This is a genomic window from Geodermatophilus sp. SYSU D00815 (genome assembly GCF_054050035.1).
Genome location: NZ_JBJGYO010000005.1, coordinates 43,039 through 56,837 on the forward strand (window position 1 = coordinate 43,039; position 13,799 = coordinate 56,837).

Consider the following 13,799-nt stretch of genomic DNA (forward strand, 5'->3'; position numbering starts at 1 on the left):
AAGGGGAACAGAACCGGCCGGGTCACCTCGGAGTCCGGGAGATGCGGCCATGGCAGCCACACCGACGTTGCGCACCATCGAGACGGCGATCCCCGCGCGGATGGACCGATTGCCGTGGTCCGGCTGGCACTGGATGGTGGTGGTCGGCCTCGGCACCGTGTGGATCCTCGACGGCCTCGCGGTCACCATCGTCGGCGCCCTGGGCGGGCGGCTCACCGAGGAGGGCAGCGGGCTCGAGCTGAGCGCCACCCAGGTGGGCGCCACGGGGTCGGCCTACATCGTCGGCGCCTGTCTCGGCGCGCTCTACTTCGGGCGGCTGGCCGACAGGATCGGCCGCAAGAAGCTGTTCATGATCACGCTGGGCGTGTTCCTGGCCGGCAGCATCCTCACCGCGTTCTCCATGAACTTCTGGTGGTTCCTGATCTGCCGCGTGATCACCGGCGCCGGCGTGGGCGGCGAGTACTCCGCGATCCACTCCGCCGTCGACGAGCTCATCCCCGCCCGCGTGCGGGGCGCGGTGGACCTGGTCATCGGCGGCTCGTACTGGATCGGCACCATCCTCGGCTCGCTGGCCTCGGTCGCGCTGCTCAACCCCGACTGGTTCGCCCTCGACCTCGGCTGGCGGCTGGCCTTCGGCCTCGCCGCGATCATGGGTTTCGCCATCCTCCTGGTGCGGCGGCACGTGCCCGAGAGCCCCCGCTGGCTGTTCCTCCACGGTCACGACGAGGAGGCGGAGCGGGTCACCGCCGACATCGAGCGCCAGGTCGTGGCCTCCACCGGCCAGGAGCTGATCGAGCCCCGCCGCACCATCCGCGTCAAGCAGCGCGGCCCCATGGGCATCGGCGAGATCGCCCGCGTGGTCTTCGGGATGTACCCCAAGCGCGCGTTCGTGAGCCTCGCCCTGTTCACCGGCCAGGCCTTCCTCTACAACGCCATCTTCTTCACCTACGCGATGGTGCTGACCGAGATCTACGGGGTCTCGGCGGCCGCGGTGGGCTGGTACCTCATCCCGTTCGCGATCGGCAACTTCCTCGGCCCGTTCCTGCTGGGGCGGCTGTTCGACACCGTCGGCCGCAAGCCGATGATCGCCGGCACCTACATCCTCTCCGGCATCCTGCTGATCATCACCGGCGTCATGTTCAACGCCGGGATCCTCAACGCGACGACGCAGACGATCGCCTGGTGCGTGATCTTCTTCTTCGCCTCCGCCGGCGCCAGCGCGGCCTACCTGACGGTCAGCGAGGTCTTCCCGATGGAGACCCGCGCGATGGCGATCGCGTTCTTCTATGCGACCGGCACCATCGTCGGCGGCTTCGGCGGCCCGCTGCTGTTCGGCGCGCTGATCCAGAGCGGGGAGCCGAGCCAGATCTTCATCGGCTATGTCGTCGGCGCCGTCGTCATGATCCTCGGCGGCGTCATCCAGGCGACGATGGGCGTCGAGGCGGCCGGGCGCGACCTGGAGGACATCGCTCCCCCGCTGTCGGCGACCGACGAGGAGATCGACGAGCCGGGCGAGGAGGCCGACCCCTACACGCTGGGCCGGCACCAGGGCCGCGGCGAGGTGCACACCGACGACGCCCCGCGCGACTACCGCGTCGAGGGCAACGTCCCGGCCGACCAGCCGCCCGAGTGGAAGCCGGCGCCCGCCGGCCGTCGCGGCGGCACCACCGGAGGTGAGCGATGAGTCGACGAGCGGCCTTCTCCCCGTTCCTCGGGACCTCCGAGAGCGACGCGGAGGAGAACGAGTGGTGGCTGCGGCGGGAGATCTCGCTGATCCAGAACCTGCTGGCCGAGCACGGTGAGACCGACAAGAAGACGATCGGCGACGAGCTCGGCTGCAAGTACTGGGGCCCGATGCGGTTCAACGCGGCGCTGAAGGCCGGGGTCGAGCGGGGCGCCTTCCGCAAGGCCGGCCACCACCGCTACGCCCCGAACTAGCCGCTCCCCCGGACCCCGCGGGCGCCGCGCAGGATGCGGTGCGGGTCGTGGTGCGCGGCCAGGCCGGCCAGCCGGCGCAGCGTCGCGGCGTCGTAGACCCGCGTCGCGTCGGCGGGGCCGGCCGGGGCGACCACGTCGGCCAGCGCGCGCCCCGACGACCACGGCGACAGCGCGCCGATCAGCGCCGCGGCGCGCTCGGCGGGCGCTGGGGCCCCGGCCGCGCCGAGCACGTCCAGGGCGAAGCGGGCGTCGCGGTGCGCGACGGCGCTGGGCCGCTCGGGCAGCCGGGCGACGGCGCCGCCGAGCTGGCGCAGCTCCACGGCGAGCGGTGGCGGTGCGGTGGCCGGTCCGCCGAGGGCCAGCAGGACGTCGACCGCGGCCTCGGGCAGCCGGTCGAGCAGGAGGTGCGCCAGCAGCTCCCGTGGTCCCGGCGCGGCGCCGGCCGCGTCGAGCGCGCCGAGCGCGGTGTACGGGCGGACGGCGACGTCGTCGCGCAGCGGCTCGGCGGCCGCCCGCACCGGCGCGAGGACGCCGGCGCCCGCGCCGGGGTCGCCGACCCAGGCGAAGCGGACGGCCACGGCGGCCGGGGCGGGCAGGAACGCCAGCGAGGTGGTCGCCTGCGGGGGCAGGCCGGCGCACCAGTCGCGCCACCGGTGCGCGACGGCGGCCGCGTCGGCGCCGGCGAACCACAGCGTCCCCGCGTAGAGCTCGTCGACGGCCAGCAGGTCCACCTCGAGCGCGGTGACGACGCCGAGCGCGCCGCGGCCGCCGCGCAGGCCCCAGAACAGGTCGGGGTGCTCGACCGGCGTGACCCGGCGCGGCACGCCGTCGCCGGTGACCACCTCGAACGCCCGGACGCGGTCGGCGGCCAGGCCGTAGGTGCGCGCGACCGGCCCGATCCCGCCGCCGGTCGTGGACCGGACGACGCCGGCCGTCGTGGCCGCGCCGACCAGGGGCGCCAGCCCGTGCCCGGCCGCCGCGTCCAGCAGCCGCTGCCAGCGCACGCCCGCCCCGACGCGCGCCCAGCCCTCCGGGTGCACCGTGCACTCGTCGAGCGCCTCGGTGGAGACCAGCAGCACCCCGGCCAGCGGGTCCCCCGGCGCGGTCCCCGGCTCGGCCACCTCCAGGCCGTGCCGGGCGGCGAAGCGCACGGCCGCGACGACGTCGTCCGCGTCCTCGGCCCGGACGACGGCCACCGGCCCGGCGGCCGACGGTTCGGGCAGCAGGAGGCGCCCCCGCAGGTGCTCCGCCAGCCGGGTCAGGGGCGGGCGGGCACCGGGCAGCGGGCGCGCGGGTGGTGCGGTGGTCACGGGGAACTCCTCGGGCGGGGACCGGCTCCCCCGCACCGTCCGGCACGGCCCTTGGCGCCGCCTTCGGGTCCCCTTGGGGTGCAGGTGGGTGCCCCCCGACCGGCGGAAACGTGGAGCGGCTACACGGGTTTCGCCGTGCCGGCTGCTTATCCTCGCGGGCGTGACTACCCGCACCTTCCGCGTGCTGGGTCCCGTGGAGGTCTGGTCCGACGGCCGGCCGGTGCCCCGGCAGACCCCGCGCCACCGCGCCGTCCTGGCGGCCCTGCTCGTCGACGCGGGATCCACGGTGCCGCTCGACGTCCTCGTCGAGCGGGTGTGGGACGGCTCGCCGCCGACCGCCCAGCTCGGCACCCTGCAGGCGATCGTCTCCAAGCTGCGCCGCGAGCTCGAGCCGGACGTCGCGGGGGGCGCCTGGCAGGTGCTGGTCACCCAGGCCCCCGGCTACCGGCTGGCGGTCGACCCCGAGACGGTCGACGCGGTGCGCTTCAAGGCGCTGCTGCGCGCCGCGCGGGCGCACGCCGAGCGGGACGAGACCGAGCAGGCCCGGGCCGTGGTCGGCGAGGCGCTGGAGCTCTGGCGCGGCCCGGCGTACGCCGACGTCGCCGAGGCCTTCGCGGTCGAGGAGGCCGCCCGGCTCGAGCAGCTGCGCCTCGACGCCCGCGAGCTCGCCGCCGAGCTGGACCTGCGGCTGGGCCGGCACGCCGAGCTGGTCGAGGAGCTGCGCGAGCTGGTGCGCGCCGAGCCGCTGCGCGAGGGGCTGCGCGGCTCGCTGATGCTCGCCCTGTACCGCGGCGGCCGCCAGGCCGAGGCGCTGCAGGTCTACGACGAGGGCCGCCGGCTGCTGGTCGAGGAGCTGGGCGTCGACCCCGGCCGCGACCTGCAGGCGCTGCACGAGCGCATCCTGCGGCAGGACCCCGAGCTGACCGCGGCCGAGCCGGCGCGCGTGCCGGCGCCGCGCCCGGCGCCGGTCCCGCCGCCGCCGGACCGCCTGCCCCGACCGCTCACCGCCTTCGTCGGCCGCGAGCGCGAGCTCGACGACCTCGGCCGCGCCCTCGCTACCCAGCGCCTGGTCACCCTGGTCGGGCCGGGCGGCAGCGGCAAGACCCGGCTGGCCCTCGAGGCGGCCCGCCGCCGCGCGGCCGAGGTCCCGGCGGCGTTCGTCGAGCTGGCCGGCGTCGCGGAGCCCGCGCTGGTCGCGCCGCAGATCGCCACCGCGCTGGGGGTGAACCTCACCACCGGCGACGCCGTCGCGGCCGTGGTCGCCGCGCTGCAGGGCCGGCCGTCGCTGCTGGTCCTCGACAACTGCGAGCACGTCGTCGACGCCGCCGCCGAGATCGCCGCCGCGCTGCTCGCCCGCTGCCCCGACCTGCGGGTGCTCGCCACGTCCCGCCAACCCCTGGGACTGCTCGGCGAGGCCGTCGTCCCGTGCGGTCCGATGGCGGCCGGCGACGCCGACAGCGACGCCGCCCGGCTGTTCCTCGACCGGGCCCGGCTCGCCGCCCCGCACCTGGCCGCCCCCTCCGCCGAGGACCTCGCCCTGGTCACCACCGTCTGCGCGGAGCTCGACGGGCTCCCGCTGGCGGTCGAGCTCGCCGCGGCCTGCCTCACCACGCTCCCGCTGGCTGAGGTCGCCGCCCGCGTCGACGACCGCTTCGCGCTGCTGTCGGGCGGCTGGCGCACCGCTCCCCCGCACCAGCGCACGCTGGCCGCGACCGTGCAGTGGAGCGTCGACCTGCTCGACGAGCGGCAGCTCGCCGTCTTCCGGGCGGTCTCGGTGTTCGCGGGCAGCTTCTCCGCCGACGCGGTGGAGGCGGTCGCCGGCCCGGACGGCGGCGGCACGCTCGACGCGCTGCGGGCCCTGGCCGCGCAGTCGCTGGTCGAGGTGGAGCACGCCCGCGGCCGCTACCGCATGCTCGAGACGCTGCGCCAGTACGCCGACTCGGTGCTCGGCGACGAGGAGCGGCACCTGCTGCGCGACCGGCACGCCGCCTTCATGGCCGACCTGGCCGAGCGGCTGGAGCCGACGCTGCGCCGGCGCGACTCCGCGCTGAACTGGCGGCGCCTCGACGACGAGCAGCCCAACCTGCGGGCGGCCATGGCGCACGCGCTGGCGGCCGGCCGGGGCACGGTGGCGCTGCGCATCGCCGGGTCGCTGGGCTGGTGGTGGTACCGCCGGGGCTACGTGGCCGAGGGCCGCCAGTGGCTGGCCGACGCGCTCAAGGCCGCCCCCGACGCGCCGGTGCCGGTGCGCATGCAGGCGCTGCTGGGCGACGCGCTGCTGGCTTACCTCACCGGCGACGTGCCCTCCATCTGGGACCGCACCAACGAGATCATCGCGATCACCCCGAGCGAGGAGGAGGGCATCCTCGCCCTCGCGCTCGTGCTGCGCGGCTTCGTGCGCGCCCTGCTGGGGCACGTCGACAAGGAGAACGAGACCGCCAAGGACGTCGCCCGCGGCATGGCGGTCGCCGAGGTCTGCGGCATCGACTGGGTGCGCTCGGAGATCGCGATGACCCTGGGCCAGTTCTCCCGGGCCGACGGCAACCCGCAGGCCGCGCTGGAGCACCTGGACCGGGCGGCGGAGCTGGCCCGCGGCTTCGGCCACACGTGGGCCGAGTGCTCGGCGCGGTGGATCCGCGCCAAGGTGCTCATCGAGCTCGACCGCGGCCCGGAGGCGCTGCAGGCCGTGGCGGCGGCCACCGGGCTGGCGATGGCCGACGGCGACCGGACCTCCACGCTGGCCGGCCTGCTCACCGCCGCGGGCGCGGCCACCGCGGCCGGCGACCCGCGCTCGGCCGCCGTCCTGCTCGGCACGGTCGACGAGCAGTCGCGCCTGGTCGGCTACGACCCGCTGCGGATGGACCCGGTCGACGGCGGGCGCTACGTGGAGAGGACGCAGGCGGCGCTGGACGCCGCCGCGTTCGAGGCCGCCCGCGACGAGGGCCGCGCCCTCGGCCTCGCCGGCGGGTTGGCGCTGCTCGAGCGCCTCGCCGGGCGCCCCGGGGCGCGGTGCTGCGCGACGTGCCCGCCACCTGAGCCGGGCCGCGCTACGCGTCCGGGCGCACCTGGGCGTAGAGCCGGGCGAGGTCGGCCAGCTGGTGGTGGGCGTTGAGCCCGCTCGGGTTGGGCAGCACCCAGGTGGCCGCGCCGCCCACCCGCTCCGGCTGCAGCCCGAGCACCGCCTCCGGGCGCCGGAACGCCTGCCGCCAGGCGGTCACGCCGAGCACGGCGAGCACCCGCGGCCGGTGGGCGGCCACCAGCGCGGCCAGCGCGGCGGCGCCGGCCTCGAGCTCGGCCGGCGTCAGCTCCGCCGCCGTCCGGGTGGGCCGGTCGACGACGTTGGTGATCCCCAGGCCGTAGCGGGGCAGCTCGGCGTCCTCGTCGGGCGTCATCCGCCGCGGGGTGAGCCCCGCCAGGTGGATCGCGGGCCAGAACCGGTTGCCCGGCCGGGCGAAGTGGTGGCCGCGGGCGGCGGAGAGCAGCGACGGGTTGATGCCGCAGAAGAGGACGTCGAGGTCGGGCGCGATCACGTCGCGCAGCGGCTTGGCGTCCGGCACACGGTCAGTCTGCGTCAGGTGAGCGCCAGGGCGCCGAGCGCGGTCAGCCCGACGAGCAGCGTGGACAGGCCGCCGAGCAGCAGGCCGCGGCGGCCGGTCCGCAGCAGCGCGCCCAGCCGCACCGCCGTCCCGAGGCCGAAGAGCGCGGCGGCCAGCAGCACCGTCGTCGTCCCCCGGGCCGCGGCCAGCGCGGGCTCGGGCACCAGGCCGGTGCCGCGCAGGGCGACCATCGCCAGGAAGCCGAGCACGAACAGCGGCACCAGCGGCGGCCGCCGCCCCGCCTCGTCCTGCCGGCGCACCACGCCCACCGCGGCCACCATCGGCGCGAGCAGCAGCACCCGGGTGAGCTTCACGACGACGGCGATCCCCACGGCCGCCGCCCCCGCCGGCGAGGCCGCGGCCACCACCTGGGCGACCTCGTGCACGGCCAGCCCGGCCCAGGCGCCGAGCTCCTCCTCGTCCAGGCCCAGCCCGGCGCCGGCCAGCGGCACCAGCGCGATCGCCGCCGTCCCGTAGAGCGTCACCAGGGTGACGCCGGTGGCGACGTCCTCGTCCCGCGACCGGGCCACGCTGCCCATCGCGGCGATCGCCGCCGCCCCGCAGATCGAGAAGCCGGTGGCGACCAGCAGGGTCAGCCCGGGCGGGACGCCGACCAGGCGGCCCAGCAGCAGCGTCCCCGCGAAGGCGGCGACGACCGTGACCACCACCGCGACGACGGTCCCGGCGCCCAGGCCGGCGACGGCGTCGACGCCCAGCTGCAGGCCCAGCAGGACGACGCCGAGCCGCAGGAAGCGCCGGGTGCCCCAGCCCAGCCCCGCCCGCGCGGCCGCCGGCAGCAGCGGGCCGGCGAGGACGCCGAGCACCACCGCGGCGGTCAGCGCGCTCACGGCCGGGACGACGCCGTTCAGGGCCAGGGCGGCCGCCGTGCCGGCCGCGGCCACCGCGAGCCCCGGCGCCAGCGGCGCGGGCCGGCTCGGCGACGGGACGGCGGTGCGGGCCACACCAGCACTTTCGGGGGTGTCCCGGCGCCGCGGTAGCCACGGGGTGTGCCGTAGGTCATAGCCTGCGGGAATGGCGGGGGTGCCCGACGTGGAGTCGCTGCAGCTGCTCGTCCTGGTCGACGAGCACGGCAGCCTGACCGGGGCGGCCACGGCGCTGCGCATCAGCCAGCCGTCGGCGAGCAAGCGGCTCAGCGCCCTGGAGCGCCGGCTCGGCCTGCAGCTGGTCGACCGCAGCCGCCGCGGCTCGGTCCTGACCGCCGAGGGCACCGTCGTCGCCGGCTGGGCGGCGCGGGTCCTCGCCGAGCTCGCCGTGCTCACCGAGGGCGCCGCGGCGCTGCGCCGGCACCGGGAGGCGGAGCTGTCGATCGCCGCGAGCCTCACCGTCGCCGAGCACCTGCTGCCCGGCTGGATCGGCGCGCTGCGCCGCGACGCCCCGGGCCTGCACGTGGGGCTGCAGGTGCTCAACAGCACCCGGGTGTGCGAGCTGGCCCGGCACGACGGCGTCGACGTCGGCTTCATCGAGTCGCCCGGCGCGGCCGAGGGGCTGGAGTGCGTTCCCGTCGGGCACGACCGGCTGGTCCTCGTCGTCGCCCCCGGGCACGAGTGGGCCGGCCGGGCCGCTCCGGTGACCGCCGCCGAGCTGGCCGCGACGCCGCTGATCACCCGGGAGCCCGGCTCGGGCACGCGCGACACCGCCGACCGGGCGCTGCGCGCCACCGGGCTGCCGGTGGCGCGGCCGCTGCTCGAGCTGGGCTCGGGCACGGCCGTGCGCACGGCCGTGGTCTCGGGCGCGGGCCCGGCGCTGCTCAGCGAGCTGGTCGTGGCCGCCGACCTGGCCGCCGGCGCGCTGGTGGAGGTGCCCACCAGCGGGCTCGAGCTGCGCCGCACCCTGCGCGCGGTCTGGCGGACCGGCACCCGCCCCAGCGGACCCGCCGCCGACCTGCTGGCGATGCTGACCCGCCGCCCCGGCTGACGGTCACCCCGGGGACCGGCGCAGCACCGCCGCCGTCGCGACGGCGATCACCCCGGCGCTGCCCAGGAAGACCCCCGCGCTGCCACTGCCGGCGGCGGCCAGGCCCAGCGCCGGCGGCAGCAGCGTCTGCGCCAGCCGGTTGGCGGTCAGCCGCAGGCCGACCGCCGAGCCGCGCAGCTCCGGGGCGGAGAGGGCGGAGACCCACGACAGCGTCATCGGCTGGGCCAGCCCGAGCCCCACCCCGAGCAGGAGCATCACGACGACCGCGCCGGCGACGTCGACGAACGGCAGCAGCGCCAGCCCGGCGATCCCCATGAGCAGCGATCCGACGAGCGTCCAGCGGCGGGTGAACAGCGCGATGAGCCGAACGACCAGGGCGCGCGAGAGCAGCGAGACCAGCGCGCGCAGCGCCAGCAGCCAGCCGACCACGGCCACCGGGACGCCGTGCTCCTCGGCCCAGGCGGGCAGGAACGCCAGCAGCAGGTCGAGCGCGGCGAGCACGGTGCCGCTGGCGAGGACGGCCGGCCCCATGCCCTCGGTGCGCAGCAGCACCGCCAGCGCCCGCCGCGACGACGTCCGCTCCCCCGCCGCCGCGGCGACCGGGCGCACCCGCCGGCCGTGCCGCAGCGCCAGCGGCAGCGCCACCACCGCGAAGACCGCCGCGACGGCCAGCCCGACCACCCCCGCGGGCAGCCGGTCGGTGGCGAGGAGGCCGGCCAGCGGCAGCGCCGCGGCCGGCCCGACCATCTGCCCCACCGACGCCGCGGCGGTCAGCGAGCCGAATCCGCGGTCGCGGTCGCTGCCCAAGTCCAGCCGGGCGACGACGGTCTGCTGGCCCACCATGCCCAGCAGGTGGGCGAAGCCGAGCACCGCCGCGGCGAGCACGAGCACGACCAGCCCGGGCGCGAGCAGGGCCGCGACGCTGCCGGCGGCGAGCAGGACGGCGCCGCCGACCACGAGCCGCCCCGGGCCGAGGACGTCGGCCTGCCGCCCCACGGCGAAGGCGAGCAGGAGGGGCAGGACGGCGAAGGCGGCGGCCAGCGCCCCGAGGGCCGCGCTGCCGGCGCCGAGGTCGAGCGCCCGGTAGCTGATCATCGGCCGGACCACGCCGTACGAGGCGTGCAGCAGCGCCGCCTGGACGAACAGCCAGGCCAGTCCCCCGCCCCGGCGGCTCACCGGGGCGGCGCGGTCGAGGACCTGACGACGAGGGTGGGGCGCAGCAGCACGGCGCGGGCGGGGCGGTCGGGCTCGGTGAGGACGTCGAGCAGCAGCCGGCCGGCCTCTGCGCCCATCTCGTGGTGCCCCACCCGGACGGTGGTCAGCGGCGGGTGCATCTTGTCCATCAGCGGCATGTCGTTGAAGCCCACGACGCTCACGTCGTCGGGGCAGCGCAGCCCGCGGGCGGCCAGCGTGTCGTAGACACCCAGCGCCGAGCGGTCGTGCGCCGCGACGACGGCGGTGAACCCCACCCCGCTGTCGAGCAGCGCGGCCATCGCCCGGGCCCCCTCCTCCTCGGTGGAGCTCGCGCAGCTGACCACCAGCCGCGGGTCCTCGGGCAGCCCGTGGTCGCGCAGCCCCTGCAGGTAGCCGCGGCGCCGGATCGTGCCGGTCGACAGGCTCTCCGGCCCGGCCACGTGCGCGATCCGCCGGTGGCCGAGGGCGACGAGGTGGTCGACGGCGAGGGCGACGCCCGCGGCGTTGTCGGCGGTGACCGACGGGATCGAGGCGCCGGCGAGCAGGCGCTTGACCAGCACCATGCGCACGCCCTCGGCGTGCAGCGCCTCCAGCCACCCGTCGTCGAGGGAGGCGGTGGCCACGATGAGCCCGTCGACCTGCTTGCCCAGCAGCGAGTCGATGAGCGCCCGCTCGCGCTCGGGGTCGTTGTCGGTGTTGACGATCCAGGCGTCGTAGCCGGCGGGCGCCAGGACGCTCTCCGCGCCCCGCACCAGCGGGGCCACCAGGGAGTTGGTCAGGTCGGGGACGACCAGGCCCACCGTGTCGGTCCGCGCGGTGCGCAGGCTGCGCGCCATCGGGTTGGGCCGGTAGCCGAGCTCGCGGGCCGCGCGGAGCACGCGGTCGGCCGTGCTGCGGCTGACCCGGCCGCGGCTGTCCGGGTTCAGGGCGCGCGACGCCGTCCCGACGTGCACCGACGCGGCCTCGGCGACGTCACGGAGAGTGGGCGGGCGCATGACTGCAATCGTACGCATCCGGTACTCGCCCGAGCCGCGTCCCGCGCGCGCCGGCGACCGCCGCCGTCCCCCCGGTGACCCCGCAAACAGCAACTTGGCTGCGATGTCGGTGTAACCCTTGACACATCTGCGGCGGTTCTGACGATACTTCCCGCCGAGGCAATCGATTGCAGCTCCGAGAGCTGACGGACCCCGCTCGAGCCCGTGGCGCGTCGGACGCAGGACAAGGGAGTCGATGCACGTGGCACCAGGTCAGGACCGGCTGGGCAGGACGCTGGCCGTGGAGGCCCACGGGGTCTCGGTCGAGTACGAGCGGACCCGGAACAAGGACACGCTCGTCGCGCTGGAGGACTTCACGCTCGACGTCGCCGACGGGGAGTTCCTGGCGGTCGTGGGCCCCAGCGGCTGCGGCAAGAGCACCTTCCTCAACGTCGTCGCCGGGCTCGTGCCGCCGGCGGCGGGCGAGGTGAAGGTGTTCGGCAAGGAGGTCACCGGGCCCGGCCCGGACCGCGCCGTCGTCTTCCAGGACTACGCCCTCATGCCGTGGCGCACGGTCGAGAAGAACGTCCGCTTCGGCCTCGAGATGCAGGGGCGCGTCGACGCCGACACCGGCGCCAAGGTGGCCCGCTACATCAAGATGGTCGGCCTCGCGGGGTTCGAGAGGGCCTACCCCAGGGAGCTCTCCGGCGGCATGCGCCAGCGGGTCGGCCTCGCCCGCGCCCTGGTCACCGAGCCCCGGCTGCTGCTCATGGACGAGCCCTTCGCCGCGGTCGACGCCATGACCCGCGAGATCATGCAGGAGGAGCTGACCCGGATCGTCGCCGCGACCGGGCAGGCGATCATCTTCATCACCCACGGCGTCGACGAGGCGATCACCCTCGGCGACCGGATCGCGGTGGTGACCAACCGGCCGGGCCGGATCAAGGAGATCATCGAGGTCGACCTGCCGCGGCCGCGCAGCCGGGCCAGCCGCCAGCTGCCCGAGTTCCAGGCGCTGCGCGACCGGGTCTGGCAGCTGCTGTCCGAGGAGCACCCCGAGCGGTCGGAGCTCGCCGAGCCGATCGGCGCCAACGGTCCCGTGGCGAACGCGGGCGGCGTCTGACCATGACCGCCACCGCCACCCCGGCCGCGACCCCCTCCCGGGCGCGCAGCCCGAAGAAGCAGCAGTCGTTCGCCTCCCGGCTGCTGCGCAAGCGCGGCCCGGGCGTGCTCGCCTTCGTCGTCTTCATCGGCGTGTGGCAGCTGGCGGTCGTGCTCTTCGACCCGAGCCCGATCCTGTTCCCCGGCCCGGTCCCGGTCGCCGAGGAGTGGGGCGCGGCCGCGGCCGACAGGTCGATGTGGGAGGCCACCGCCGACAGCATGTACGCGATGTCGATCGGCCTGCTGATCTCCCTGGTCGTCGGCATCCCGCTCGGCGTCGCGATCGGCATGTCCCCCACCGCCGACCTGATCACCTCGCCCTACCTGTGGGGCTTCTTCGCGATGCCGCGCATCGCCCTGGCGCCGCTCATGGTGCTCTGGCTGGGCTTCGGCGCCGAGATCAAGATCTGGCTGGTCGTGCTCTCGGCCATCATCCCGATCATCCTGTCGGCCAAGGACGGCGTGCAGACCACCGACGAGGGGCTGCTCCGCGCCGCCCGCAGCTTCGGCGCCGGGCGGCTGCAGCTGTTCGGCAAGGTCGTCGTCCCGAGCACCCTGCCGTTCATCGCCAGCGGCGTGCGCAACGGCATCTCCCGCGGGTTCGTCGGCCTGCTGGTCATCGAGCTCACCGTCGGCACCGGCGGGATCGGCACCGAGGTGATCCGGTCGGCCCGCGACCTCGACACCGCCCGGATGTTCGCGTTCATCGCCACCCTGATCGCCCTCGCGCTGGTGCTGGTGAGCCTGTCGCGCCGGCTCGAGAGCTACGCCAGCCGCTGGCGTGAGGAGGTCGTCCTGTGACCGCCACCGGATCGATCGCGCCCACGACGGTCCCCACGTCGGTCACCGCGCCGTCGAAGCGGCCGAGCCGCAGGTACCGGTACGGCCGGCGCAAGGTCTACAGCCGCAAGCAGCGCTGGGTCATCGGCACGATCAACCTGCTGATCTTCTTCACCATCTGGCAGCTGGCCGCGACCTACACCGACATCCCGAAGCTGTTCCTGCCCTCGGTCACCGAGGTGTGGGACCAGCTGGTCCGGATGAACGAGCAGGGCATCCTCTGGGGCAACCTCGGCAAGAGCCTGTGGGTCTACGTGGTCGGGATGGTCATCTCCATCGCCATCGCGATCCCGGCCGGCCTGATCATCGGCGGCGTCCGGATCATCGACCGGATCACCAGCCCCTACGTGTGGGCGCTCTACACCACGCCCCGGCTGATCCTCATGCCGCTGATCGTGCTGTGGGTCGGCATCAACGACACCGCGCGGATCGTGATCATCGTGCTCTCGGCGGTGCCGGCGACGCTCGTGGTGGTCATGGAGGGCGTCAAGACCGTCGACAACTCGCTGCTCAAGGCGGCGCGCTCGTTCGGGGCCACCCGGCCGCGGCTCTACCGCTCGGTCGTGCTGCCCTCGACCGTGCCGTTCATCGCCACCGGCATCCGGATGGGCGTCTCGCGCGGCCTGATCGGCCTGTTCATCGGCGAGCTGTTCACCGCCGCGAACGGCATCGGCTACATCATCGCGCTGTCGTCCAAGACGTTCAACAGCGCCCAGACCTACGCGATGCTCTTCATCTTCGTCTTCTTCTGCGTCGCCATGGTCGGGCTCACCCAGCTGCTCGAGCGCAAGGTCTCGGTGTGGCGGGCCTAGGACGCGTGACGTCGTCGTCACGGGCACTTCGTCTACGAA

General features: G+C 75.8%; 12 protein-coding genes. 7 read left to right on the forward strand and 5 right to left on the reverse strand.

What is annotated here, in order from left to right:
• The first annotated feature begins 49 nt into the window (after positions 1-49).
• Positions 50-1,684 (forward strand): MFS transporter, encoded by a 1,635-nt coding sequence (locus tag ACI78S_RS07565; RefSeq protein ID WP_456971784.1) that lies wholly within the window; start codon positions 50-52, stop codon positions 1,682-1,684.
• Complete coding sequence (locus ACI78S_RS07570) at positions 1,681-1,938, forward strand: hypothetical protein (RefSeq protein WP_456971786.1); 258 nt, start codon at positions 1,681-1,683, stop codon at positions 1,936-1,938. The genes ACI78S_RS07565 and ACI78S_RS07570 overlap by 4 nt, the downstream gene beginning before the upstream one ends.
• On the opposite strand, the gene ACI78S_RS07575 is transcribed toward ACI78S_RS07570, so the two are convergent.
• Positions 1,935-3,248 (reverse strand): FAD-binding oxidoreductase, encoded by a 1,314-nt coding sequence (locus ACI78S_RS07575; protein WP_456971788.1) that lies wholly within the window; start codon positions 3,246-3,248, stop codon positions 1,935-1,937. The two genes, ACI78S_RS07570 and ACI78S_RS07575, sit on opposite strands and share 4 nt — an antisense overlap.
• A gap of 160 nt (positions 3,249-3,408) precedes the next feature.
• Between ACI78S_RS07575 and ACI78S_RS07580 the strand changes: the two genes are divergently transcribed.
• Positions 3,409-6,360 (forward strand): BTAD domain-containing putative transcriptional regulator, encoded by a 2,952-nt coding sequence (locus tag ACI78S_RS07580; RefSeq protein ID WP_456971790.1) that lies wholly within the window; start codon positions 3,409-3,411, stop codon positions 6,358-6,360.
• Here ACI78S_RS07580 and mug read toward each other — a convergent pair.
• Positions 6,296-6,805 (reverse strand): G/U mismatch-specific DNA glycosylase, encoded by a 510-nt coding sequence (gene mug / locus ACI78S_RS07585; RefSeq protein ID WP_456971792.1) that lies wholly within the window; start codon positions 6,803-6,805, stop codon positions 6,296-6,298. The genes ACI78S_RS07580 and mug overlap by 65 nt on opposite strands.
• Positions 6,806-6,819: 14 nt before the next feature.
• The gene (locus ACI78S_RS07590; RefSeq protein ID WP_456971794.1) at positions 6,820-7,806 is read right to left on the reverse strand and encodes a YeiH family protein; all 987 of its coding nucleotides are present in this window, start codon (positions 7,804-7,806) and stop codon (positions 6,820-6,822) included.
• Between the two features lie 70 nt (positions 7,807-7,876).
• Here ACI78S_RS07590 and ACI78S_RS07595 point away from each other — a divergent pair, with 70 nt between their 5' ends.
• Positions 7,877-8,779 (forward strand): LysR family transcriptional regulator, encoded by a 903-nt coding sequence (locus tag ACI78S_RS07595; protein WP_456971796.1) that lies wholly within the window; start codon positions 7,877-7,879, stop codon positions 8,777-8,779.
• A gap of 3 nt (positions 8,780-8,782) precedes the next feature.
• Here the strand turns inward: ACI78S_RS07595 and ACI78S_RS07600 are convergent, their stop codons facing one another.
• Complete coding sequence (locus ACI78S_RS07600) at positions 8,783-9,955, reverse strand: MFS transporter (protein WP_456971798.1); 1,173 nt, start codon at positions 9,953-9,955, stop codon at positions 8,783-8,785.
• On the reverse strand, positions 9,952-10,968 hold the full coding sequence (locus tag ACI78S_RS07605) for a LacI family DNA-binding transcriptional regulator (RefSeq protein ID WP_456971800.1): 1,017 nt from the start codon (positions 10,966-10,968) through the stop codon (positions 9,952-9,954). Before ACI78S_RS07605 ends, ACI78S_RS07600 begins: the two co-directional genes overlap by 4 nt.
• Before the next feature lie 241 nt (positions 10,969-11,209).
• On the opposite strand from ACI78S_RS07605, the gene ACI78S_RS07610 reads away from it, so the two are divergent.
• Genes ACI78S_RS07610 through ACI78S_RS07620 form a run of 3 tightly spaced genes read left to right on the forward strand, consistent with a single transcriptional unit; the run spans position 11,210 to position 13,760 of the window.
• Positions 11,210-12,070, forward strand: a complete 861-nt coding sequence (locus ACI78S_RS07610) for an ABC transporter ATP-binding protein (protein WP_456971802.1) — start codon at positions 11,210-11,212, stop codon at positions 12,068-12,070.
• 2 nt (positions 12,071-12,072) lie between these two features.
• Positions 12,073-12,909 carry an ABC transporter permease gene (locus tag ACI78S_RS07615; protein ID WP_456971804.1) on the forward strand — a complete coding sequence of 279 codons (837 nt, stop codon included), beginning with the start codon at positions 12,073-12,075 and terminating at the stop codon, positions 12,907-12,909.
• On the forward strand, positions 12,906-13,760 hold the full coding sequence (locus tag ACI78S_RS07620; protein WP_456971806.1) for an ABC transporter permease: 855 nt from the start codon (positions 12,906-12,908) through the stop codon (positions 13,758-13,760). Before ACI78S_RS07615 ends, ACI78S_RS07620 begins: the two co-directional genes overlap by 4 nt.
• The last annotated feature ends 39 nt before the right edge of the window (positions 13,761-13,799 follow it).

What these genes read in the sequence shown, in the direction of transcription:
- ACI78S_RS07565 (WP_456971784.1), top strand. Translation starts at nt 50, where the DNA reads ATGGCAGCCACACCGACGTTGCGCACCATCGAGACGGCGATCCCCGCG.
- ACI78S_RS07570 (WP_456971786.1), top strand. Translation starts at nt 1,681, where the DNA reads ATGAGTCGACGAGCGGCCTTCTCCCCGTTCCTCGGGACCTCCGAGAGC.
- ACI78S_RS07595 (WP_456971796.1), top strand. Translation starts at nt 7,877, where the DNA reads ATGGCGGGGGTGCCCGACGTGGAGTCGCTGCAGCTGCTCGTCCTGGTC.
- ACI78S_RS07605 (WP_456971800.1), bottom strand. Translation starts at nt 10,968, where the DNA reads ATGCGCCCGCCCACTCTCCGTGACGTCGCCGAGGCCGCGTCGGTGCAC.
- ACI78S_RS07615 (WP_456971804.1), top strand. Translation starts at nt 12,073, where the DNA reads ATGACCGCCACCGCCACCCCGGCCGCGACCCCCTCCCGGGCGCGCAGC.